The sequence below is a fragment of the Arthrobacter globiformis NBRC 12137 genome, assembly GCF_000238915.1.
Taxonomy (GTDB): Bacteria; Actinomycetota; Actinomycetes; order Actinomycetales; family Micrococcaceae; genus Arthrobacter; species Arthrobacter globiformis.
In genome coordinates this window covers 75,799-94,796 of the sequence record NZ_BAEG01000064.1, presented here as the reverse complement: position 1 = coordinate 94,796, position 18,998 = coordinate 75,799, and the positions used below count along the sequence as shown (strand labels likewise).

Below are 18,998 nucleotides of genomic sequence, written 5' to 3'. Positions count from 1 at the left end.
CGCTCGGTTAGACCTGGTTGCGATATCCATGTTGACCGATCGAGTCGTCGCAGGCGGCGTTTTTGTCATCTTCAACATGCTCTCCCTTTCCACGGTTTTCGCACTATGGGGAAGTCTCACCATCGGGCCGATCGCTGCTTCCGTGATGTCGCGATGGGTGCTGGGGCGAACCCTGCGGCCGCGCCTGCGGCTCAGCTTTAGGACGAACCCCTGGAATAAATCTGGCTACTATGGCCTTTCCTCCGCTGCAGTAAGCGCACAATCTCTGGATCTTTCCATTATGAGCATGGTTGGTGGGCCTGCCGCGGCTGGACTGTATGGAGCCGTGAACAGGTGGACTCAACCCATGAGCTTGCTTGCCGGAGCATTCACAACTTCCGCGGCACCATTGGTAGCAAGGCATGATTCGTGGGCTGCAGCGTGGCCGCACTTACGCCGCAGTGCTTCACTCGTCCTTGTCGCAGTTTTCATGTGCGTGTCGGTCGCCATTTTCGCTGATCCAATTGTTGGCCTGCTTGTAGGAGCTGAATATCGAGGCTCCGGAAATATACTACGCATCTTAGCCCTCGGAACGATTGGGGCCGTTCTAAATCAACCGCTCGCGGCCTTTCTACAGGCCTTGGGCCGCGACCGTGCAGTTTCAGTGATCACGATGACTGGCGTCGCCGTCCAATTACTTCTTGTCGCATTCTTAACGTGGCAAGCAGGCGCAGCGGGAGCCGCCCTGGCCTATTGCGTTCTTCAGTTGGTCATCCTAATGCTCCTCGCAATAATGATTCGAGGAACGCGGACTCCGAGAATAATCATTGGCCGTCACTCTTCACGGGCTGCAATCAGATAACAGCCGGCTGGCCCTGTCAACGAGGGCCGCGAATCAATTCGGCACATTGGGAATTCCCTTTCACCAAGGCCGAACGCTCGGCTCGGTAATGAGCCAACCGGCGAAACCATCCCGCAGAAGGCCCAGCATCCGCCACCGGTCTAGCCGGCCGCTATTGGGCCGAATTACGAGAAGCCCGACATGAGGGCCGAACTAGATACTCAAAGCGCTACCGCATAGGCCCATTAAAGGGCCCTGATCGTCGCGACCGAAATACAAGCGCACTCTGGCAATGCGGTGACCGAGACACCAACACTGACACCTCAGCACCGTTGCCACTAACCTTGGCACATATCGAGTTTGCCACATGTATTGGGCGGGATCAGTCGGTATGCCTTTGGCCGCTTAGTTCTGTCAATAGTTGCCCGTGGCTCGACCGTTCCTTCTCGTCCTTGAATCGACGCCCCACCACTCGCGCTGGGTTTCCAACCACAATTGAATAACTGGGCACGTCGCGAGTGACCACAGCGCCTGCTCCAATGACCGACCCTTCACCGATCGACACACCGCCGAGAATAATGCTCGAAGCGCCTATCCAAACATCACGACCAATATCCACTACATCTCGCGGACGCGCTCTACGGTTGCCAACCCACGTCGCAAAAGTCATAGGGATTCCGATTTCAGAGATTTCGTGATCTTCCCTGCCGATTATCTGGACATGCATGCCGATGAGCACATAATCGCCGATACTTCCGTTCACCTGCACAACGCTGCGAGGTCCTATTGCCACGTCATTTCCTATACGCAGCTCGTGGGGGGCTCCGACGATAGCGCCTCGCCCGACGCGGAAGTTCTTGCCGACAACCACATTTCCATGAACCGAGATTCGCCGCATGAGCGACCGAATAGCACCGTACATCCAGCTCGGGATCATTGACCGTGTCTCATTGTCCATGGCTATGCTTCCACATAAATATCGCGAGGTTGCCGGTCCAGCAACGCCGACTCGATCCCCTCCGCCATTGCCTCCGCAGAGTACCTCCGTTTAGTGAAGGCGGATGCTTCTGTGTCCGGCAACTTAGCCCGGTCCTTCCAGAGCGCTAGGATGGCGGTTGACAGAGCCAGAGGAGAATCTGAGTCAAAATAGTGAACTGCACCGGTTTCTTCCAGCTCAATTTCCGGGGAGTGCGGCTCGTCCCTGGCGACGATCATGGGGATACCAAAACCCAAACTCTGAGTGAGCCCCAGTCCGGCGAATCCTGGGGATGCAGAGCAAAAGGCTGTGGAGTAGTGGGTACGTAGTTCTCCCAAGTCGTCAATCCACCCCGGGAAGCTTATTTTATCCTCAACGCCAAGCAGTTTTGCCAGCGCGCGAAGCTCGTCTTCTTCGGCCCCACCTCCGATGAGCTTCAATCGAATGTCATTCGCTGACTTAGCTGCTTCCGCAAAACCTTGTATCAGGAGCTTCACTTTTTTCGACGGCGCAAAACGTCCAACGTAGATGATGTCGGTCCTGCCGTAAGGTGCGCTTGCCGCTGCTGGCTCGATATCGTCGTTGCGATAAAGAGAATTGGGTGCAGTCCAGACAGGAGCTCCGGGCAAATCGTGCTTGGCCTTCTCCGCATCCCTATATGTGTAGGAAATCGTGCCAGCGGACATACGTCTCATAAGACGTCTCAGGCCCGCGGTACGTGCCGTTACCCCGGCTTGGGGATGGATGTGACCCCAGACCAGTGTCCTACGCCGTAACAACAGCCGAGCAGTGAGAATAATCCAAGCGGTCAAACTCCTGGGATTGAGGTCTATGACAGACGTCTGAGCCGACATGGCTTGTCCGATGAAGCCCGTTTGGATGAAGGCTCGCTTCCCCAAGACCCTGTGCAACGAAACAGACTTGTAGAAGTCCCCGGGAACTCCGGTGCGTACCGAGGGGTCCAAATGTTCTGGACTCACATAAATGCTTAGATCATTGCCCATCTTTTGTCTCAGCAGTGTCATGCATTCAGTTCGATATTTGGGCAGTACAGCCAGGTACAGCACATACTTCCGCGATAAGCTTCGCCTGGAATTCAATTGCGATCTCCACTTTCGTTTTCTGCCAGAGAAGGCTTATAACGTGAACCCAGAATTTGCGGATCTGGTTGGCCAAAAATTGACTCAGGAGGCACGTACAGCCCTGTACGCACAACCGTGTTGGGTGTAATGATGGCCGCCTCTCCGATGGTCGCACCTCCGAGCACAATGCAACGCGATGTAATCCAGGCCCCGTTTCCGATCCTAATGGGTTTCGTGACAAGGCCCATGTCGGTTCTAACGGAATGACTGCCAGTTGTCAGGAAGGCATCCTGCGACAGGACTACGTCGCTCCCTACATAGACATGATCCTGATTATGGATCCACACCCCCTCACCTATCCAACAGCGGTCGCCTACATGAAGCTTCCAAGGAAACTTCACCCGCGTACGCGGTCGAAAAATAACACCCGTCCCAATTTCAGCACCAAAAAGCTGAAGTGCCTTTACCCGCAATGATGAACTTATCTGAAATGGGTTGCTTACCAGAAGCAACTCGACCAGCGCCCAGAGATAAACGATCAATCGTGGTTTGTCCCAGGCCTTCCGCTCTCCTGGCGCCTGAGACAGATCAATTACCCGAGGAACCTGTCCAGATGGGCTACGGGACTCCGACTCTTCCTTCACGCTTCCCCCTCTACGCAAGTCGCCATACGTCTGGCCACTATTGTTACACCTGTGAAAAAATCTCCACTCAAGATCACCATCCTGGGGCTCCATTACTCGCCTGAGCCCTCCGGAAACGCCCCTTACACCACCAGCCTTGCTGAGGGCCTGTCAGCGAAGGGCCACGACGTCCGCGTGCTGACTGGTTACCCCCATTATCCCGGATGGCGCGTACATCCTGGATTCCGAGGTTGGTCACAGGCAGAAGTCATGAACGGCATTCGAGTAAAACGGCTCCGACACCATGTTCCTCACCGGCCGACCGGTCTCAAGCGCCTTCATATGGAGCTGAGCTTCGGGCTTCGACTCCTATTTTCTCGTTGGGAACAGCCTGATGTCGTTGTGCTAGTCAGTCCTGCCCTGTTTTCGACGGCCATCGCTTTGGTACGCGCCCGATTCGGTGCTCGTCGTCCCGCCACGGCTGTGTGGGTGCAGGATCTTTACAGCCGCGGCCTTGTGGAGACCGGTCAAGCAAGCGGGCTGGGCAAACTGGCTGCCAGAGTTGAAGCGGGCATTCTTGGCATGGCAGACGGAGTCGTAGCCATTCACGAGCGCTTTGCACGCCATATCGTCGACGAACTTGGATTGTCACCCCAAGATGTACAAGTGATCCGAAACTGGACACATTTGCCGACACCTCCAGAGACAGACCGGCTGGCTACAAGAAAAAGTCTGGGCTGGTTAGATGAGGAGACAATAGTGCTTCACGCTGGCAACATGGGCAAGAAGCAAGGGCTGGAGAATGTTGTCGCCGCGGCAAAACACGCGAGCTTGATCGGTTCCTCGACTCGTTTTGTTCTTATGGGCGACGGGAACCAGCGCCCCGCGCTCATGCGAAGTGGCCAGGGCATCGCCAACCTGACTTTCATCGATCCACTTCCACAGGCAGAATTTCAGGCCGCGTTATCGGCTGCCGACGTCCTTACTAGTGAACGAACTGCCGGGTGTTCGCGATATGTCGGTGCCAAGCAAATTGACCTCGTATTTCAGTACGGGAGTCCCCGTTTTGGCTGCCACCGACGCAGGCAGCGTCACAGCTGAGGAGTTAGAAAGGTCACAGGGAGGTGTCCGAGTCGATGCTGACGACCCATCGGCTCTGGTTGCTGCCGCCGAGGCCCTTAGCCAAGACCGTTCACGGGCTATTGAACTCGGCACTAATGGCCAGCGTTTCAGGCGTGAAACATTGTCTGAGGGTGCTGCGATCGCACACTATGATGAGTTCATCACGAGTCTGGCAACGTCGCGCGGCCAATAGGTTGCGCGATTCGTATTTTTTTCTACTGGGGGCATTATGGCTAAGCGCGCACTCATCACTGGTATCACAGGGCAGGACGGCTCCTACCTAGCTGAACTACTGCTCAAGAAGGGGTATGAGGTGCACGGCCTCATTCGCCGTGCATCGACCTTCAATACATCCAGGATTGACCATCTCTACGTGGACCCTCACGATCCAAAGGCTAAGCTCTTCCTCCACTACGGTGATCTCAGCGACGGGGCCCGGCTAGTAACTCTCATCTCCGAGATCAAGCCGGACGAGGTTTACAACCTTGCAGCACAATCCCACGTACGTGTTTCTTTCGACGAACCGGAGCACACTGGAGATACCACGGGAGTCGGATCAATACGGCTCCTTGAGGCGGTCCGCATGTCGGGCATCGAGACGCGGTTCTACCAAGCGTCGTCATCCGAAATGTTTGGCGCGACACCGCCGCCGCAGAACGAAGACACACCCTTCTACCCTCGCTCCCCGTATGGGGCAGCCAAGGTGTACAGCTACTGGGTGACGAAGAATTACCGCGAGGCCTACGGCATGTTCGCCGTGAATGGCATTCTCTTCAATCACGAGTCCCCGCGCCGCGGCGAGACTTTTGTGACGAGAAAGATCACTCGGGCCGTTGCTGCAATCAAGGCCGGCAAGCAAGACCTTTTGTACATGGGAAACTTGGACGCCGTACGCGACTGGGGGTATGCCGCGGAGTATGTCGAGGGAATGTGGCGCATGCTGCAGGTGGATGAGCCGGACGATTTCGTGCTTGCGACCGGTGGTAATTACACGGTGCGGGACTTTCTCCAGATTGCCTTCGAACACGCAGGCTTGAACTGGGAAAACCACGTCCGATTTGACGAGCGGTATCTTCGGCCAACTGAAGTCGATGCCCTGGTAGGGGATGCTTCAAAGGCCCACCAAAAGCTTGGCTGGAAGGCCACTGTTCACACGCCCGAATTGGCCCGAATTATGGTAGATGCTGATATTGAGACCGACAAGCACGCTGGAAGGCACTGGATCGACACGGTGGAACTGGGGAGCTGGGGCAACTAGTGACGACCGAACCGGTGTTTGAGCCTGGCGCGCTTGACCGCAGCGCACCGTTCTATGTGGCAGGCCACCGTGGTTTGGTGGGTTCGGCCATTTGGCGGCATCTCAAGGCCGAAGGATTCACGAGTGTCGTTGGCCGCACGTCTGCTGAATTGGACTTGAAGGACCGCGAAGCTGTCTTTGAATTCTTTGCCGCTTCCAAACCTCGCTACGTGGTACTGGCGGCCGCTAAAGTGGGCGGCATACTTGCCAACCAGACATATCCCGTTGATTTTCTTAGCGATAATCTTCGAATCCAGGTCAACGTACTAGACGCTGCCCGGAAATTCGGTGTTGAACGCCTACTGTTCCTCGGCTCTTCCTGCATATATCCAAAGTTCGCCGAGCAGCCCATCCGTGAGGATGCGCTTCTCACCGGGCACTTGGAGCCTACAAATGATGCCTACGCCATTGCCAAAATCGCGGGAATCATGCAGATTCAGGCTATTAGGCGTCAGTATGGACTGCCGTGGATCTCGGCAATGCCGACGAACCTTTATGGTCCCGGGGACAACTTTTCGCCTACAGGCTCACATGTGCTCCCGGCCCTGATTCGGAGGTATGACGAAGCCGCCCAGTCCGGAGCCGAGAGCGTCACGAACTGGGGAACCGGGTCACCTCGGCGAGAATTCCTGCACGTTGACGACATGGCCTCAGCTTGCCTGCATCTACTTGAGCATTACGACGGACCATCCCAGGTCAACGTGGGGACAGGAACGGATGTGACCATCCGTGAACTCGCCACACTCGTGGCGGCAGCAGTAGGTTACGACGGAAGTTTCGAGTGGGACACCTCTAAACCCGATGGAACACCTCGAAAACTGTTGGATGTGTCCAAACTGAAGCAGGCCGGGTGGGCCCCGAAAATCAGCCTTGAAGAAGGGATCCAGTCGACCGTGGCCTGGTACCGCTCCAATGCAGAAAATATCCGAGCCTAACAAATGCTGGGGGGGAAGAATAGCGTCGGAGATGTGGAAGGTACAGTTCCACAGACCGCAGTGCGACAACCGCCAAACTGGCGTTCGACTTATGTTCGTCGACTGCGCCTCGTAGACGCCGGCGTTGTTATATGGGCTGTCGCCGGCGCCTACGCAGTTCGCTTTGGATTTTCCGACATTAGCTCCGGAAACATTCGAGAGGCGGACTACCTAATCCTATCTGGCACCCTGGTGATCGCCTGGTGGATCATGCTGGAACTCTGGGGATCCCGCGAAGCTAACGTCCTCGGTTCTGGGTCTGAGGAGTACAAGCGCGTGATAGCAGCGTCTGTTTGGCTGTTCGGCCTCGTGGCCGTGGTCTCCTACGCTCTGAGGATAGACACAGCGCGCGGCTTTGTTGGTCTGGCGTTCCCGGCAGGTGCGCTTGCGCTGCTCATCGCGAGATGGCTGGTAAGGCAGCACCTCTCACTCGAGCGGAGGCGCGGGCAAAGCAGTTCCCGCGTTCTCATCATCGGCGGCCCCTACTCGGCGGAGCATTTGATACGTTCACTGAGGACCGCTCCGGCAGCCGGGTATCTTCCCGTCGCTGCACACCTGCCCGGAGCTTCAAAAGGATCATCCGCCCTTGAGAAGCTCGGGATTCCAGTTACGGTGGGAGACGCCAGTGCCGACTCAATCTTGGATGTCATTCTAGATTCAGATATAGACGCTGTTGCGGTATCCGCCGGAGTCAACGTGCATCCCCAAGATCTTCGTCAACTTGGTTGGGAGTTGGCAGCTAGAGACATAGGAATGATACTTGCACCGGCGTTGACCGACGTTACCGGTCCCCGCATACATACACGTCCGGTTGCCGGCCTTCCTCTTATTCATGTATCGACACCAAAGCTTACGGGGGGGAAAAAGGTCGCCAAGCGATCTTTCGATATCGTCCTCGCCGGAATGCTGGTCCTTATCTTGTCGCCCCTATTCGCGGTTCTTGCACTCTTGGTCAAACTAAGCAGCCCGGGACCGATCTTCTATCACCAGGAACGCATAGGGCTGCGAGGGACAACATTCAAAATGTTGAAATTCCGTTCCATGAAAGTGAACGCAGACGCGGAATTGGAGGCGCTGCTTCGTGCTCAGGGTTCTTCCGACAAACCACTGTTCAAGGTCGAGAACGACCCTCGAATAACGCCAGTAGGCCGCGTCCTGCGCAAGTTCTCACTGGACGAGTTGCCTCAGCTCCTGAACGTACTTGGGGGAAGTATGAGTCTCGTCGGACCTCGACCTCAGCGTGAGGGTGAGGTCGCACTGTATGACGACGCTGCACATCGGCGACTCTATGTGAGCCCGGGAATGAGCGGATTGTGGCAAGTCAGCGGTCGCTCCAACCTAACTTGGGAAGAAAGCATCAGGCTTGACTTGTACTACGTGGAGAACTGGTCGCTGATGGGCGACGTCCTCATACTCTTCAAAACCTTCAAGGCAGTTTTCGTGGGCACTGGAGCCGTTTAATCTGCTCGCCCAAGCCGATAAAACTTGCTAATTCATCTTTGTGTTTAGGGGAAAGCAAAATAATGCGTATTTCAGTCATCGGCTGCGGATATCTTGGCGCTGTCCACGCCGCATGCATGGCCCACTTGGGGCATGAAGTCGTGGGCATTGATGTCGACGAACAAAAAGTTTCCGAACTTTCTTCAGCCCGTGCCCCATTCTATGAGCCCGGTCTATCAGAACTTCTTGAGCAGGTTCTGAACACGGGACGCTTGTCGTTCACAAGCAACGTCGCGTCGGCTTCTGGGAGTGACGTTCATTTCATTTGCGTGGGCACCCCTCAGAAGAAGGGGGAGAACGCCGCCGATATGACTTATGTCGACGCCGCGGTTGCAAAGTTACTCCCCTACATATCTGAGGGAGATGTAGTTGTTGGGAAGTCCACAGTCCCTGTCGGAACTGCAGCGAGACTGGCCGGGCTAATTAAGGAAATACAGCCGCTTGCACACTTGGTTTGGAATCCTGAATTCCTGCGAGAAGGGCACGCAGTCTCTGACACTTTAAATCCTGATCGCTTTGTGTACGGTGTCGAAGACGGATCAGAGGACCATCCAGCAGTTGCCGTGTTGGATGAAGTCTACGCGGCGCCCCTGTCTTCGGGGACGCCTCGATTGGTGACAGACCCTCCGACCGCAGAACTGGTTAAGACGGCTGCCAATTCCTTCCTGGCCACCAAGATTTCCTTTATTAACGCCATGGCGGAGGTCTGTGAGGCCGCCGGCGCGGACGTCACGAGCTTGGCCGACGCCATAGGGATGGACGACCGAATCGGACGGAAGTTCCTGAATGCAGGAATCGGGTTTGGAGGAGGATGTCTCCCGAAAGACATCAGAGCCTTCATGGCCAGAGCCGGTGAGCTCGGGGCGGACCAAGCGCTGACGTTCCTCCGAGAGGTTGACGCCATCAACATGCGCCGACGAACTCGGGTCATCGAACTTACCCGGGCGCTGTGCGACGACAGTCTTCTAGGCAAGAGGATCGCTGTGCTGGGCGCTGCCTTCAAACCAGAGAGCGATGATGTGCGCGATTCGCCAGCGCTGAGCATTGCAGCCCAACTTCAACTCCAAGGAGCCATTGTTACGGTCACCGACCCCAAGGCTCTCAAGAACGCGGCCAAAAGGTTCCCTGAACTTCATTATGAGCCAGACCCAGTCAACGCAATCTCGAAGTCTGACGCGCTGCTGCTCTTGACAGAATGGCAAGAGTACCGCGACTTGGACCCCTATGCCCTAAGTCCCATCGTAGCCGCTGCACGAATCCTGGATGGCCGAAACGTACTCAATGCCGAGAAATGGCGTGCGGCCGGATGGACTTACAAAGGGCTGGGCCGCCCCTAGACATGGCGAACTCGGAAACTTCGGAGCCAACTCAACCGGAAGCGCGTCAGTTCAGGGTTACGCACAATAGAAGACGACGTCGCCAACGTCTTCTCTTGCTTTGTGCCGCGTTTGCAATCCTGATCGCCGTGATGCTTGCATCCGCCTTGTGGCTCGGATCAAAGGCTCTATTTATCAAGTCTGAGCTTGAGAGCGCGATGACGCTCGTCCCTGTGGTCAAAAGCGATGTAATTCAGGACCGCCCGGTGGACGCCTCGGATGCAGTAAAGAAGCTCACCGCCCATGTTTCTGCAGCCAGGAATGCAGCGGATGATCCCCTTTGGACAGTCGCATCCGCGATTCCAGGCTTAGGGGGCAACTTCGCTGCGGTGACAGAAATAACACGATCGGCAGGTGACCTAACCTCCCTAGGAATTGTTCCACTGGTCAAGGCTTTGGACGGATTGCAATGGGAAAGTCTGGTGCCCGGTTCTCCCAAGACCGATCTGCAGCCCCTACGGGATGCATCACCGACGGTGGCTTCCGCAGCTCATGCGATACGGGCTTCAGTTCAGAGACTTAATGGAATCGAGACCGGGAGTCTTTTGCCGCAGGTGACTCAGCCGCTGTCTCTAGCCAAAGACCAGCTGAGCAGCATTGCCGACGCGCTGGATGGCGCTGCAGATGTGGCACGTCTTGCGCCGCCGATGCTGGGCGACGCCACGCCTCGGACGTACCTACTGGTGGTTCAAAACAACGCAGAATCGCGTGCTTCCGGCGGCATTCCGGGGGCTCTGGCCGAAATCAGCTTCCGTGAAGGCAAAATGACTCTGGGCGCCCAGAGCAGTGCGAGCGATATTGGTGTCATGTCTCCCCCGTTGGTCGTGGAGCCTGAACAGCGACAGATTTACTCAAGTCGGATAGGGAAGTTTTTTCAAGACGTTAATCTCACGCCAGATTTTCCAACCACCGCCGCGACTGCTCGGGCGATGTGGGAAAGGAAGACAGGCAATCGGGTCGATGGCGTCATCTCCATCGATCCGGTAGCACTGAGCTACATCCTGGAGGCCACAGGGCCGATTGCGATTAGTAATCCTGACCTGCTGAGCTTAACCAACGGCAGTAACCTGCCGACCAAGCTCAACGCAGACAACGTAGTTCGGACACTCCTGTCAGACGCCTACGCCAACATCGAGCAACCCAAGAACCAGGATGCTTACTTTGCGGGCGTAGCCCAGGAAATCTTCGGTGCCATCAACGGCGGAAAAGGCGGAGCCAAGAGTTTGGTCGCGGGGATCGTCCGGGCTACTTCTGAAGGTCGGGTGCTACTCTGGTCTGCCTCGACTCAAGAACAGGACGTTTTGGCCAAGTATCCAGTTAGTGGATCAATCTCTGGCTCTAGCATTTCGCCCGCTCAATTCGGCATCTACTTCAACGATGGTACCGGCGCGAAAATGGATTACTATGTCAAGCGCAGCGTTCAGCTCATCGAAGAATGTGAAGCCCACGGCTACGGTCGCATCAGGGTCCGCATAACAAGCACAAACACTGCTCCTACAAACGCGGCAACGGCGTTGTCTTCTTATGTGACCGGCGCTGGAGCTTTCGGCGTGCCCGCGGGGAGCGTCCAGACAAACATCACGGCGTATGGACCAGTGCAGTCGAATATAGAGACGGCACTTGTCGCTGGCGAGAAAACGGGCTTCGCGGCCAACCGGCACTCGAGTCGTCCTGTCGGTACACTCACCATTCGCCTCGCACCGGGCCAGAGCCAAACGGTTGAATTTGCCTTCGGAAAAATCGTGCAACACACCAAACCAGTTGTTGCCGTGACACCGACAGTACAGGCATTGAAGGACGTGGTCTTGGAAACGAAATCTGCGACATGCGCTCCACCTGCATAGCCAGTTGATTAACAGTATGTAAAGTGTCTGGATTCACTTTGGAGCCTGCACCTTCGAGGTGCTAATCTCTCCTTGGGTAACACCACGAGATTCGCCCCACGGTCACATGGGGATGGGGAATCTCCACAATTATGTGACATCCGTGTTGAAAAGGTCTCAGGGGGGACAAATGAAGAAGTCTATTGCTGCGCTCGCGCTTGCAGGAACCATCGCACTGACCGGCACAGCGCCGGCCATGGCCGCTAACTACCCGGCAACGCCTGCCAATGCCGCCGTTTCTGATGGCGTTGTTGGACCCGGCGAAGCCTTTACTTTCTCCGCCAGGGGCTTCTTCGCTGGCGAACCGTTGATCATCCGGGTAACCCCGGGCGCTGCCCCGGCTGCGACGGGTGCAAGCATTGCTGGTGCCGGCGCAAGCCGCTCTGTGCCGAGCAAGATCAGCGTGTACGCCGCTGCACAGGAGTTGAACGCAACGGCTGACGCTTCCGGCGCAGTTGCGCTGCCGCTGACCATCACCGACCCGGGCGTTTACACCATCACCGCCACTGGCGTTAACTCCGGCCACACCAGCACTCCGGTCACCGTTACTGTTGAAGGTGCCGCAACGGGCTCCGGAACCGTTGCTGGTGGCACAGGCACCGACCTCTCCAACACCGGAGGTGCGGGATTGGCCAACACCGGTGCCGACTCCAGCCTGGTGCTGTGGTCACTCGTCGGTGCAGGTGCACTCGCCGCCGGCGCCGCTTCGGTGGTCGTCGTTCGCCGCCGCGCAAACGCAGAGGCATCCGCCTAAGTAATAAGCTCCACGCTTCAAAGAAGGGACCCATTCCGGCTTTTCGGAATGGGTCCCTTCTTTGCCTGGAATATCAGTGCGCTTTAAAGCGAGGAAGCCCCGACGGGCCGTCGGGGCTTCCTCTCTTGCTCAGCTGCGTGCGCGCCTACCCGTTGAAGTCCTTCATCCAGGCCTTCAAGTCTTCGCCGAATTCGGGGCGCTCGGATGCCAGTGTGATGACGGCCTTCAGGTAGCTCAGCTTGTCTCCAGTGTCATACCGGCGGCCACGGAAGACGACGCCATATACGCCGGATCCCTCGTCCACACCTGCGGCAAGGGTCTGCAGGGCGTCGGTCAGCTGGATTTCGCTGCCACGGCCGGGCTCGGTCTTCTCCAAGACGTCGAATACGGCCGGGTGCAGTACGTACCGGCCGATGACCGCCAGATTGGACGGCGCCTCGTCCACTGACGGCTTTTCCACCAGGCTGTTGACGCGCACGTAGCCCTCGCCATCAACAGGTGTGATATCGGCGCAGCCGTAGGCACTGATCTGCGACGGCTCCACCTCGATCAGGGCAATCACCGACCCGCCGGTCTTCGCCTGGACCTCAATCATCGTGGTCAGGAGCTCGTCCCGCTCGTCGATGAGGTCATCGCCCAGCAGGACCGCGAACGGCTCCTCACCGACGTGCTGGCGGCCGCACAGGACGGCGTGTCCAAGGCCCTTGGGTTCGCCCTGCCGGACGTAGTGGATGGGCCCCAGACCGGAGGCATGCTGGACGGCGTCGAGGCGGGCCTGATCGCCCTTGAGTTCAAGGGTCCGCTCCAGAGCAGGCGCCCTGTCGAAGTGGTCTTCCAGTGCCCGTTTGTTGCGGCCGGTGATCATCAGCACGTCGTCCAAGCCGGCACTGATTGCCTCTTCCACGACGTACTGGATGGCCGGCGCATCTACTACCGGCAACATCTCCTTCGGCATCGCCTTGGTGGCAGGCAGGAAGCGCGTGCCCAAACCGGCGGCCGGGATAACTGCTTTACGAACTGATTTCCCCATAGTCATGAACGAACCCTATAAATTGGCTCACAAAAAGTGAAATTTCCGGGCGCAGATTTCGGCGGAATCAGAGACTCCCGTAGCTTTTCTGTATGGGGAAATGGAAACGAGCAGACGATGCCGGGCTGGCGCGTGTGTTGCTTGCCCTGTATCTCGCCGCTCTCGCGTTCGTTGCCTTCTGGCCCACGCCCGTTGACCGACCCGTAGCTGGGCGGCTGCAGGCGGCGCTGTTTGCTCTCCACCATTCAGGGCTTCCCGATCTGATCAACTACCAGTTCGTGGAATTCGCCTCCAACATCCTGCTGTTTACACCCATTGGCATCCTCGCAGCATTGGCCTTCCCGGCATTCCACCGGGGACGGATCGTGCTGAGCGCATTCCTCGCGTCCTGCTGCATGGAACTGGGGCAAAAGCTGTTCCTGCACGACCGGTTTCCCAGCGCCATGGACATCGTGGCGAATACGGCCGGCGCGATGCTGGGGGTTTGGGTGTTGGGGGTGGTGGAGGAGTGGTTTCGACAAGCTCAACCAGCGCTGCCGCCCAAACCAGCCCGGCCTCCGAAGATCGGTTAGCCCTTGAACTGCGGTTCGCGCCTTTCTTGGAACGCTTTGAAGCCTTCTGCATAGTCTTCCGTCTTGCAGAGCCGCGCTTGCTCGGCGTTCTCCTCCTGCATGGAGGTCCAGAGGCCCAGACGCTGGTCGCGGATGTGAGCCACCAGCTCCTTGCTGGCTTTGAACGCTCCCGTGGCACCTGTGGCAACCTTGGCCACAATCGAACGGGTTGAATCCAGCAGCTCGTCCGCCGGCAGCGCCCGGCTGAACATCCCCAGGGCCACGGCTTCGGCACCCGAGATCAGCTCGGCCGTGTAGATCAGATCCAGCGTCCGGTGCATGCCCAGGCGCTCGGTGAAGTACCAGTGCCCGCCCGAATCCATCGTTGCCCCCAGCTTGGCGAAGGGCGAACCGAACTTCGCGTTCTCCGCCACGTACACCACGTCCGTGGCCAGCAGCAGCCCCAGCCCCACACCCAGGCAGGCGCCCTGCGCCGCGGCGAACGTCGGAGCCGGGAACGCGCTCATCTTCTGCAGCAGCGGCTGCACCAGGCCGCCCAGGTACGCCTCGGCGTCGTCACTCTCCGGCGTCACGCCGGCAATGTCCCGGCCCGCGCAGAAGGCGCGCCCCTCTCCCCTGAGCAGCAGCGCCCGCACCTCACCGCGCGAGGCGGCGGCAGCGGCGTCGTCGTACGCCTCGGACAGCTCCGCCAGCGCCTGCTCGTCCAGCGAGTTCAGCTTCTGCGGGGCGTTGAGGACAACTTCGGCGACGCCGTCGGCAATGGAAAGGGAAATCATGGCTGCTCCTTTGAGACCGTCCCCACCCGCACCCTAACCTCGCAAGCTCGGTCAGGGAACCCTGCGGGCGTGGGCCCGTTTTAAAAAAATTTAGGACTACACGTCGAAATCGACGGAGACTTCCTTGCTGGTGGGGTGGGACTGGCAGGTCAGGACGTAGCCCTTGTCCAGCTCATCCTGCTCCAGCGCGTAGTTTTCGTCCATGGTCACGGTGCCGGTGACCACCTTGGCGCGGCAGGTGCCGCACACTCCCCCGGCGCACGCGAACGGCACGTCCGGGCGGACCCGCAGCGCGGCGTTGAGGATGGACTCGCGGGCGTGCGTCGGGCTGGCCACCTCGCCCTGCAGGCCGTCCAGCTTGAAGGTGATCTTGTAGGTCTCCTTGGACTCATCCTCGACGACGGGACGGCCGGCGTTGCCCTCGGGGCGGTCCGGCTTGCCGGAGGTGAACAGCTCGAACCGCACGTGCTCCGGCTTCACGCCCCGCTCGGCCAGGGTGTCCCGGCACAGCTGCACCAGCTCGAACGGCCCGCACAGGAACCACTCGTCCACGTCGTCCGCGTGGATGGCGGTGCCCAGCAGCGCCCGCAGCTTCTCGGCGTCGATCCGGCCGCTCAGCAGCGGCGCGATCCGCTGCTCGCGGGACAGCACGTGGTGCAGCGCCAGACGCGACGGGTACCTGTCCTTCAGGTCCGCGAGCTCCTCCAGGAACATCACGTCCATGGCGGCCTTGTTGGCGTAGATCAGGTCGAAACGGGTGTCCGGGCTGGCGGCCAGCAGCGTCCGCGCGATCGCGATCACCGGGGTGATGCCCGAGCCCGCGGCGATCGCCACGAAGTTCCCCGGCTCCCCCGCCAGGTCCTCCGGATGGTTCATGGAGTTCATGACGTTCTGGTCCACGGCCTGCCCGTCCCGGCCGTGCTTGGACACGAACGCGCCCATGGGGCTCATGACCTCCAGGGTGTCCCCGGCCTTCAGCTCGGCGTTGGCCCACGTGGAGAACAGCCCGCCCAGGTCCTTCTTGATGGCCACCCGGATCTCGCTGCTGCCGTCCGCGAAGCTGCGCGGCTCGGCGCAGATGGAGTAGCTGCGGCGGATCTCCTTCGGCTCGCCGGTCTCGTCCGGCAGCGTGGTGCGCAGGGCCACGTACTGGCCCGGCAGGTAGTCGAAGTGCCCGGCCAGCTCGGCCGGCACCGCGAAGGTCACCTCGATGGCATCGTCGGTGAGCCGGCGCACCTCCGCGACGGTGAGGGTGTGGAAGGACGGACGACGGCGGCCGGTGGCCTGCGCCGATTCGGCGGCAGTCTGGCGGACAACAGGCATGGGAAATTCCTTACAGGACTTTGAAGTAGTCGAACGGTTCCCTGCAGTCCTGGCACACGTACAGCGCCTTGCAGGAGGTGGAACCGAAGCGGGTGAGTTCCTTGGTGTTCAGCGACGAGCACTGCGGGCACTTCACGGCCAGGCTGAGGCGGACGGGGCCATTGTGGCCGAGGGCGGCCCTGCCGGAGGGCGGCGCGATGCCGTACTCCCGCAGCTTGGCCTTGCCCGCCTCCGTCATCCAGTCCGTGGTCCACGCCGGACTCAGCACCAGCTCCACGTGCACACTGGGGTAGCCCTCCTTGTGGAAGGCGGCCTTCAGGTCATCGCGGATGGCGTCCATCGCCGGGCAGCCCGAGTACGTGGGCGTGATGGTGACCTGCACGGCGGGAACCGGCCCGCCGTCGTCGAACAGCCGCACGCTCCTCAGGATGCCCAGGTCCTCGATGGTGAGCACGGGGATCTCCGGGTCGCAGACCGTGGCGGCGATATCCCACGCCTTCTGCTCGGCAGTGATGCCTGTCTTGGTCTCGAAGTCCGATACGTACACGGCAGTCACCAGCTTGCTCCGGGATGCTCCCGGGCCAGCACCTGCATCTCGGCCAGGATGTAGCCCAGGTGTTCGGAGTGCCTGCCGCGGCGGCCGCCGCCCGGGGCGAACGGCACCTCCGGCACCTCCAGCTCCGCTTCCTTGAGGACCTCGCCGGTGAGGCGGTCAAAGTCCGCCCTCAGGCTGGAAGGCTCGACGGCGGCGCCCGCCTCCGCCAGGCGGGTCACCAGCTCATCGGTTTCGAAGAGCTCCCCCACGTACGGCCAGATGAGCTTCAGGCCGTGGATCATCCTCTGGCGGGACTCGTCCGTGCCTCCGGCCAGGCGGAGGACCCACTGGGCGCTGTGGTCGCGGTGGTAGTCCACTTCCTTCACGGCCTTCGCTGCGATGGCAGCCAGCGTGGCGTCCGTGGACTCGGTCAGCCGGCGGTACAGCTCGAACTGGTAGTAGCTCACCACGAACTGCCGGGCGATGGTGACGGCGAAGTCCCCGTTGGGCTGCTCGAACAGGTGCGCGGAGCGGAACTCGTGCTCGCGGCGGAAGTACGCGAGGTCGTCCTCACTCTTGTCCCAGGCGCCGCCGGCGTAGCTGAGGAAACTCCGGGCGTGGCCCAGCTGGTCCAGGGCGATGTTCCCGAGGGCCACATCCTCCTCCAGCTCCGGGGCACGGGAGATCCAGTGGCCGAGACGCTGGGCAAGGATCAGGGCGTCGTCGCCCAGGCGCAGCGCGTACTCGGCCACGTCCTCGGTGGGCTTCGCCAGGCCGGTGCGGACCTCGAGCGCGATGTCCTCGGGGCGGAGCGCGTTGCCCGGGGTGATGCGGGTGGCGCTGGCCGACCCGTCGCCGCTGGCACCTGCGCCCGCGACGCCGACGGAGATGTCGCCGTGGCCTGTGGTCTCTTGCGCTTCTTGCGTCTCGGGAGTACTCACAGGTGCTTCACCCCTTCGCTCTTGGTGTAGTACGTGGCATGCCGGTAGTCCTTGCCCTGCGGCGACTCGAAAAACGAGCCCTTGGCGTCCGGGTCGCTGGAGGCGATGGCGTCCGCCGGGACCACCCAGATGGACACGCCCTCGTTGCGGCGGGTGTACAGGTCGCGGGCGTTGCGCAGGGCCATGGCGGCGTCCGGCGCGTGCAGGCTGCCGGCGTGCACGTGGGACAGGCCGCGGCTGGACCGGACGAAGACCTCCCACAGACCCCAGGCATTGCCGGTGGTTTCGGCGGGAGCGGCCGCCGGGCTCGCCTTTGGAGCCTCGCGGTTGATTTCAGTGGCCGAGCTGGCCGGAACTTCCGGGTTGCCATGGGGACTCATGCTGCGAATTCCTTTGTCTTCATTGACTGTTTGTGTGCGTAAGCCGCCGCTGCCTCGCGGACCCAGGCGCCGTCGTCGTGCGCCTGCCGGCGGCGCTCAAGCCGCTGCGAGTTGCAGGGGCCGCGGCCTGCCAGGACTTCCTTGAATTCGTTCCAGTCGAGCGGGCCGTGCTCCCACTTCCTGGTGTCCTCGTTGAAACGGACCTCGCTGTCCGGGAGGGTCAAGCCCAGGACCCGGACCTGCTCCACCATCATGCCGACGAACCGCGAGCGCAGCTCATCGTTGCTGAAGCGCTTAATGTTCCAGGCCGTGGACTGCTTGGAGTTGGGGGAATCGTCGTCCGGCGGGCCGAACATCATCAGGGCCGGGGCGTACCAGCGGTTCACGGCGTCCTGGGCCATCTGCTTCTGCGCGGGCGTGCCGTTGGAGAGTTCCAACAGGATCTCGAAGCCCTGGCGCTGGTGGAAGGACTCCTCCTTGCAGATGCGCACCATGGCCCGGCCGTAGGGACCGTACGATGCCCGGCACAGCGGCACCTGGTTGCAGATGGCGGCGCCGTCCACCAGCCAGCCGATGGCACCCATGTCCGCCCAGGTCAGCGCCGGGTAGTTGAAGATCGAGGAGTAGCGGGCCTTGCCGGCGATGAGGTCGTCCATCATCTGATCGCGGGACTGGCCCAGCGTCTCGGCGGCGGAGTAGAGGTAGAGCCCGTGGCCGGCCTCGTCCTGGACCTTGGCCATGAGGATGGCCTTGCGCTTCAGGCTGGGGGCACGGCTGATCCAGTTGGCCTCCGGCTGCATGCCGATGATCTCCGAGTGCGCGTGCTGCGAGATCTGGCGCAGGAGGGTCTTGCGGTAGGCGGCGGGCATCCAGTCGCGCGGCTCGATCCGGGAGTCCTCGGAGATCACGCGGTCAAAGTATGCCTGGCCCTCGGCCTCCAGCTGGGCCTGGCCCTGATCGGCGGCGGGGGCTGCCGCGCCCGGGGCTGCCGGCTGGTCAGGCACTGACTGCAGGTTCTGCGCTGCCATGGTTGC

At 60.0% G+C, this 18,998-nt stretch carries 18 protein-coding genes; 8 read left to right on the top strand and 10 right to left on the bottom strand.

Translation table 11 applies throughout. The annotated features are described in order from the left end of the window. Window positions 1–1,202: 1,202 nt before the first annotated feature. The 3 genes from ARGLB_RS22805 to ARGLB_RS22795 form a co-directional block, all read right to left on the bottom strand. The gene (locus ARGLB_RS22805; RefSeq protein ID WP_003802668.1) at window positions 1,203–1,778 is read right to left on the bottom strand and encodes an acyltransferase; all 576 of its coding nucleotides are present in this window, start codon (window positions 1,776–1,778) and stop codon (window positions 1,203–1,205) included. 2 nt (window positions 1,779–1,780) lie between these two features. Further along, a complete protein-coding gene (locus ARGLB_RS22800; protein ID WP_003802666.1) occupies window positions 1,781–2,482 on the bottom strand; it encodes a glycosyltransferase in 702 nt (233 codons plus the stop codon). Between the two features lie 410 nt (window positions 2,483–2,892). Further along, window positions 2,893–3,420 (bottom strand): LbetaH domain-containing protein, encoded by a 528-nt coding sequence (locus tag ARGLB_RS22795; RefSeq protein WP_245531523.1) that lies wholly within the window; start codon window positions 3,418–3,420, stop codon window positions 2,893–2,895. 153 nt (window positions 3,421–3,573) lie between these two features. Between ARGLB_RS22795 and ARGLB_RS22790 the strand changes: the two genes are divergently transcribed. The 7 genes from ARGLB_RS22790 (at window position 3,574) to ARGLB_RS11765 (ending at window position 12,407) form a co-directional block, all read left to right on the top strand. Beyond that, window positions 3,574–4,602: a glycosyltransferase gene (locus ARGLB_RS22790; protein WP_245531522.1), complete on the top strand. Its 1,029-nt coding sequence runs from the start codon at window positions 3,574–3,576 to the stop codon at window positions 4,600–4,602. 250 nt (window positions 4,603–4,852) lie between these two features. Then, window positions 4,853–5,881, top strand: a complete 1,029-nt coding sequence (gene gmd, locus ARGLB_RS11790) for a GDP-mannose 4,6-dehydratase (protein ID WP_003802656.1) — start codon at window positions 4,853–4,855, stop codon at window positions 5,879–5,881. Then, entirely contained in the window at window positions 5,881–6,855 is a 975-nt protein-coding gene (locus tag ARGLB_RS11785) for a GDP-L-fucose synthase family protein (RefSeq protein ID WP_003802654.1), read from the top strand. The genes gmd and ARGLB_RS11785 overlap by 1 nt, the downstream gene beginning before the upstream one ends. A gap of 3 nt (window positions 6,856–6,858) precedes the next feature. After that, window positions 6,859–8,355: a sugar transferase gene (locus ARGLB_RS11780; RefSeq protein ID WP_003802653.1), complete on the top strand. Its 1,497-nt coding sequence runs from the start codon at window positions 6,859–6,861 to the stop codon at window positions 8,353–8,355. Window positions 8,356–8,417: 62 nt separating this feature from the next. Beyond that, window positions 8,418–9,731 (top strand): UDP-glucose dehydrogenase family protein, encoded by a 1,314-nt coding sequence (locus tag ARGLB_RS11775; protein WP_003802651.1) that lies wholly within the window; start codon window positions 8,418–8,420, stop codon window positions 9,729–9,731. Window positions 9,732–9,826: 95 nt separating this feature from the next. Then, entirely contained in the window at window positions 9,827–11,614 is a 1,788-nt protein-coding gene (locus tag ARGLB_RS11770) for a DUF4012 domain-containing protein (RefSeq protein ID WP_245531520.1), read from the top strand. A gap of 169 nt (window positions 11,615–11,783) precedes the next feature. Continuing rightward, window positions 11,784–12,407, top strand: coding sequence for an LPXTG cell wall anchor domain-containing protein (locus ARGLB_RS11765; protein WP_003802646.1), 624 nt, complete (start codon window positions 11,784–11,786; stop codon window positions 12,405–12,407). Window positions 12,408–12,552: 145 nt separating this feature from the next. Here ARGLB_RS11765 and galU read toward each other — a convergent pair whose 3' ends face one another. Beyond that, entirely contained in the window at window positions 12,553–13,443 is an 891-nt protein-coding gene (galU, locus tag ARGLB_RS11760; RefSeq protein WP_003802645.1) for a UTP--glucose-1-phosphate uridylyltransferase GalU, read from the bottom strand. A gap of 86 nt (window positions 13,444–13,529) precedes the next feature. Here galU and ARGLB_RS11755 point away from each other — a divergent pair, with 86 nt between their 5' ends. Then, window positions 13,530–14,009 carry a VanZ family protein gene (locus tag ARGLB_RS11755; protein ID WP_003802641.1) on the top strand — a complete coding sequence of 160 codons (480 nt, stop codon included), beginning with the start codon at window positions 13,530–13,532 and terminating at the stop codon, window positions 14,007–14,009. On the opposite strand, the gene ARGLB_RS11750 is transcribed toward ARGLB_RS11755, so the two are convergent. The 6 genes from ARGLB_RS11750 to paaA all read right to left on the bottom strand — a co-directional run bounded on the left by ARGLB_RS11750 (window position 14,006) and on the right by paaA (window position 18,992). Beyond that, window positions 14,006–14,785, bottom strand: a complete 780-nt coding sequence (locus ARGLB_RS11750) for an enoyl-CoA hydratase/isomerase family protein (protein ID WP_003802639.1) — start codon at window positions 14,783–14,785, stop codon at window positions 14,006–14,008. The genes ARGLB_RS11755 and ARGLB_RS11750 overlap by 4 nt on opposite strands. A 96-nt stretch (window positions 14,786–14,881) precedes the next feature. Further along, entirely contained in the window at window positions 14,882–16,108 is a 1,227-nt protein-coding gene (gene paaE, locus ARGLB_RS11745; RefSeq protein WP_003802634.1) for a 1,2-phenylacetyl-CoA epoxidase subunit PaaE, read from the bottom strand. 10 nt (window positions 16,109–16,118) lie between these two features. Next, the gene (gene paaD, locus ARGLB_RS11740; RefSeq protein WP_043418933.1) at window positions 16,119–16,655 is read right to left on the bottom strand and encodes a 1,2-phenylacetyl-CoA epoxidase subunit PaaD; all 537 of its coding nucleotides are present in this window, start codon (window positions 16,653–16,655) and stop codon (window positions 16,119–16,121) included. 5 nt (window positions 16,656–16,660) lie between these two features. After that, window positions 16,661–17,584, bottom strand: a complete 924-nt coding sequence (gene paaC / locus ARGLB_RS11735) for a 1,2-phenylacetyl-CoA epoxidase subunit PaaC (RefSeq protein ID WP_003802630.1) — start codon at window positions 17,582–17,584, stop codon at window positions 16,661–16,663. After that, window positions 17,581–17,964, bottom strand: a complete 384-nt coding sequence (gene paaB, locus ARGLB_RS11730; protein ID WP_003802628.1) for a 1,2-phenylacetyl-CoA epoxidase subunit PaaB — start codon at window positions 17,962–17,964, stop codon at window positions 17,581–17,583. Before paaB ends, paaC begins: the two co-directional genes overlap by 4 nt. Beyond that, entirely contained in the window at window positions 17,961–18,992 is a 1,032-nt protein-coding gene (paaA, locus tag ARGLB_RS11725) for a 1,2-phenylacetyl-CoA epoxidase subunit PaaA (RefSeq protein WP_003802626.1), read from the bottom strand. Before paaA ends, paaB begins: the two co-directional genes overlap by 4 nt. Between the last annotated feature and the right edge of the window lie 6 nt (window positions 18,993–18,998).

Bases quoted from the DNA above. Each gene is read 5' to 3' on its own strand.
- ARGLB_RS11775 (WP_003802651.1), top strand. From the start codon at position 8,418: ATGCGTATTTCAGTCATCGGCTGCGGATATCTTGGCGCTGTCCACGCC.
- paaA (WP_003802626.1), bottom strand. From the start codon at position 18,992: ATGGCAGCGCAGAACCTGCAGTCAGTGCCTGACCAGCCGGCAGCCCCG.
- ARGLB_RS11750 (WP_003802639.1), bottom strand. From the start codon at position 14,785: ATGATTTCCCTTTCCATTGCCGACGGCGTCGCCGAAGTTGTCCTCAAC.
- paaB (WP_003802628.1), bottom strand. From the start codon at position 17,964: ATGAGTCCCCATGGCAACCCGGAAGTTCCGGCCAGCTCGGCCACTGAA.
- galU (WP_003802645.1), bottom strand. From the start codon at position 13,443: ATGACTATGGGGAAATCAGTTCGTAAAGCAGTTATCCCGGCCGCCGGT.
- ARGLB_RS11780 (WP_003802653.1), top strand. From the start codon at position 6,859: ATGCTGGGGGGGAAGAATAGCGTCGGAGATGTGGAAGGTACAGTTCCA.
- gmd (WP_003802656.1), top strand. From the start codon at position 4,853: ATGGCTAAGCGCGCACTCATCACTGGTATCACAGGGCAGGACGGCTCC.
- paaE (WP_003802634.1), bottom strand. From the start codon at position 16,108: ATGCCTGTTGTCCGCCAGACTGCCGCCGAATCGGCGCAGGCCACCGGC.
- ARGLB_RS11765 (WP_003802646.1), top strand. From the start codon at position 11,784: ATGAAGAAGTCTATTGCTGCGCTCGCGCTTGCAGGAACCATCGCACTG.
- ARGLB_RS11755 (WP_003802641.1), top strand. From the start codon at position 13,530: ATGGGGAAATGGAAACGAGCAGACGATGCCGGGCTGGCGCGTGTGTTG.
- ARGLB_RS22805 (WP_003802668.1), bottom strand. From the start codon at position 1,778: ATGGACAATGAGACACGGTCAATGATCCCGAGCTGGATGTACGGTGCT.
- ARGLB_RS22800 (WP_003802666.1), bottom strand. From the start codon at position 2,482: ATGTCCGCTGGCACGATTTCCTACACATATAGGGATGCGGAGAAGGCC.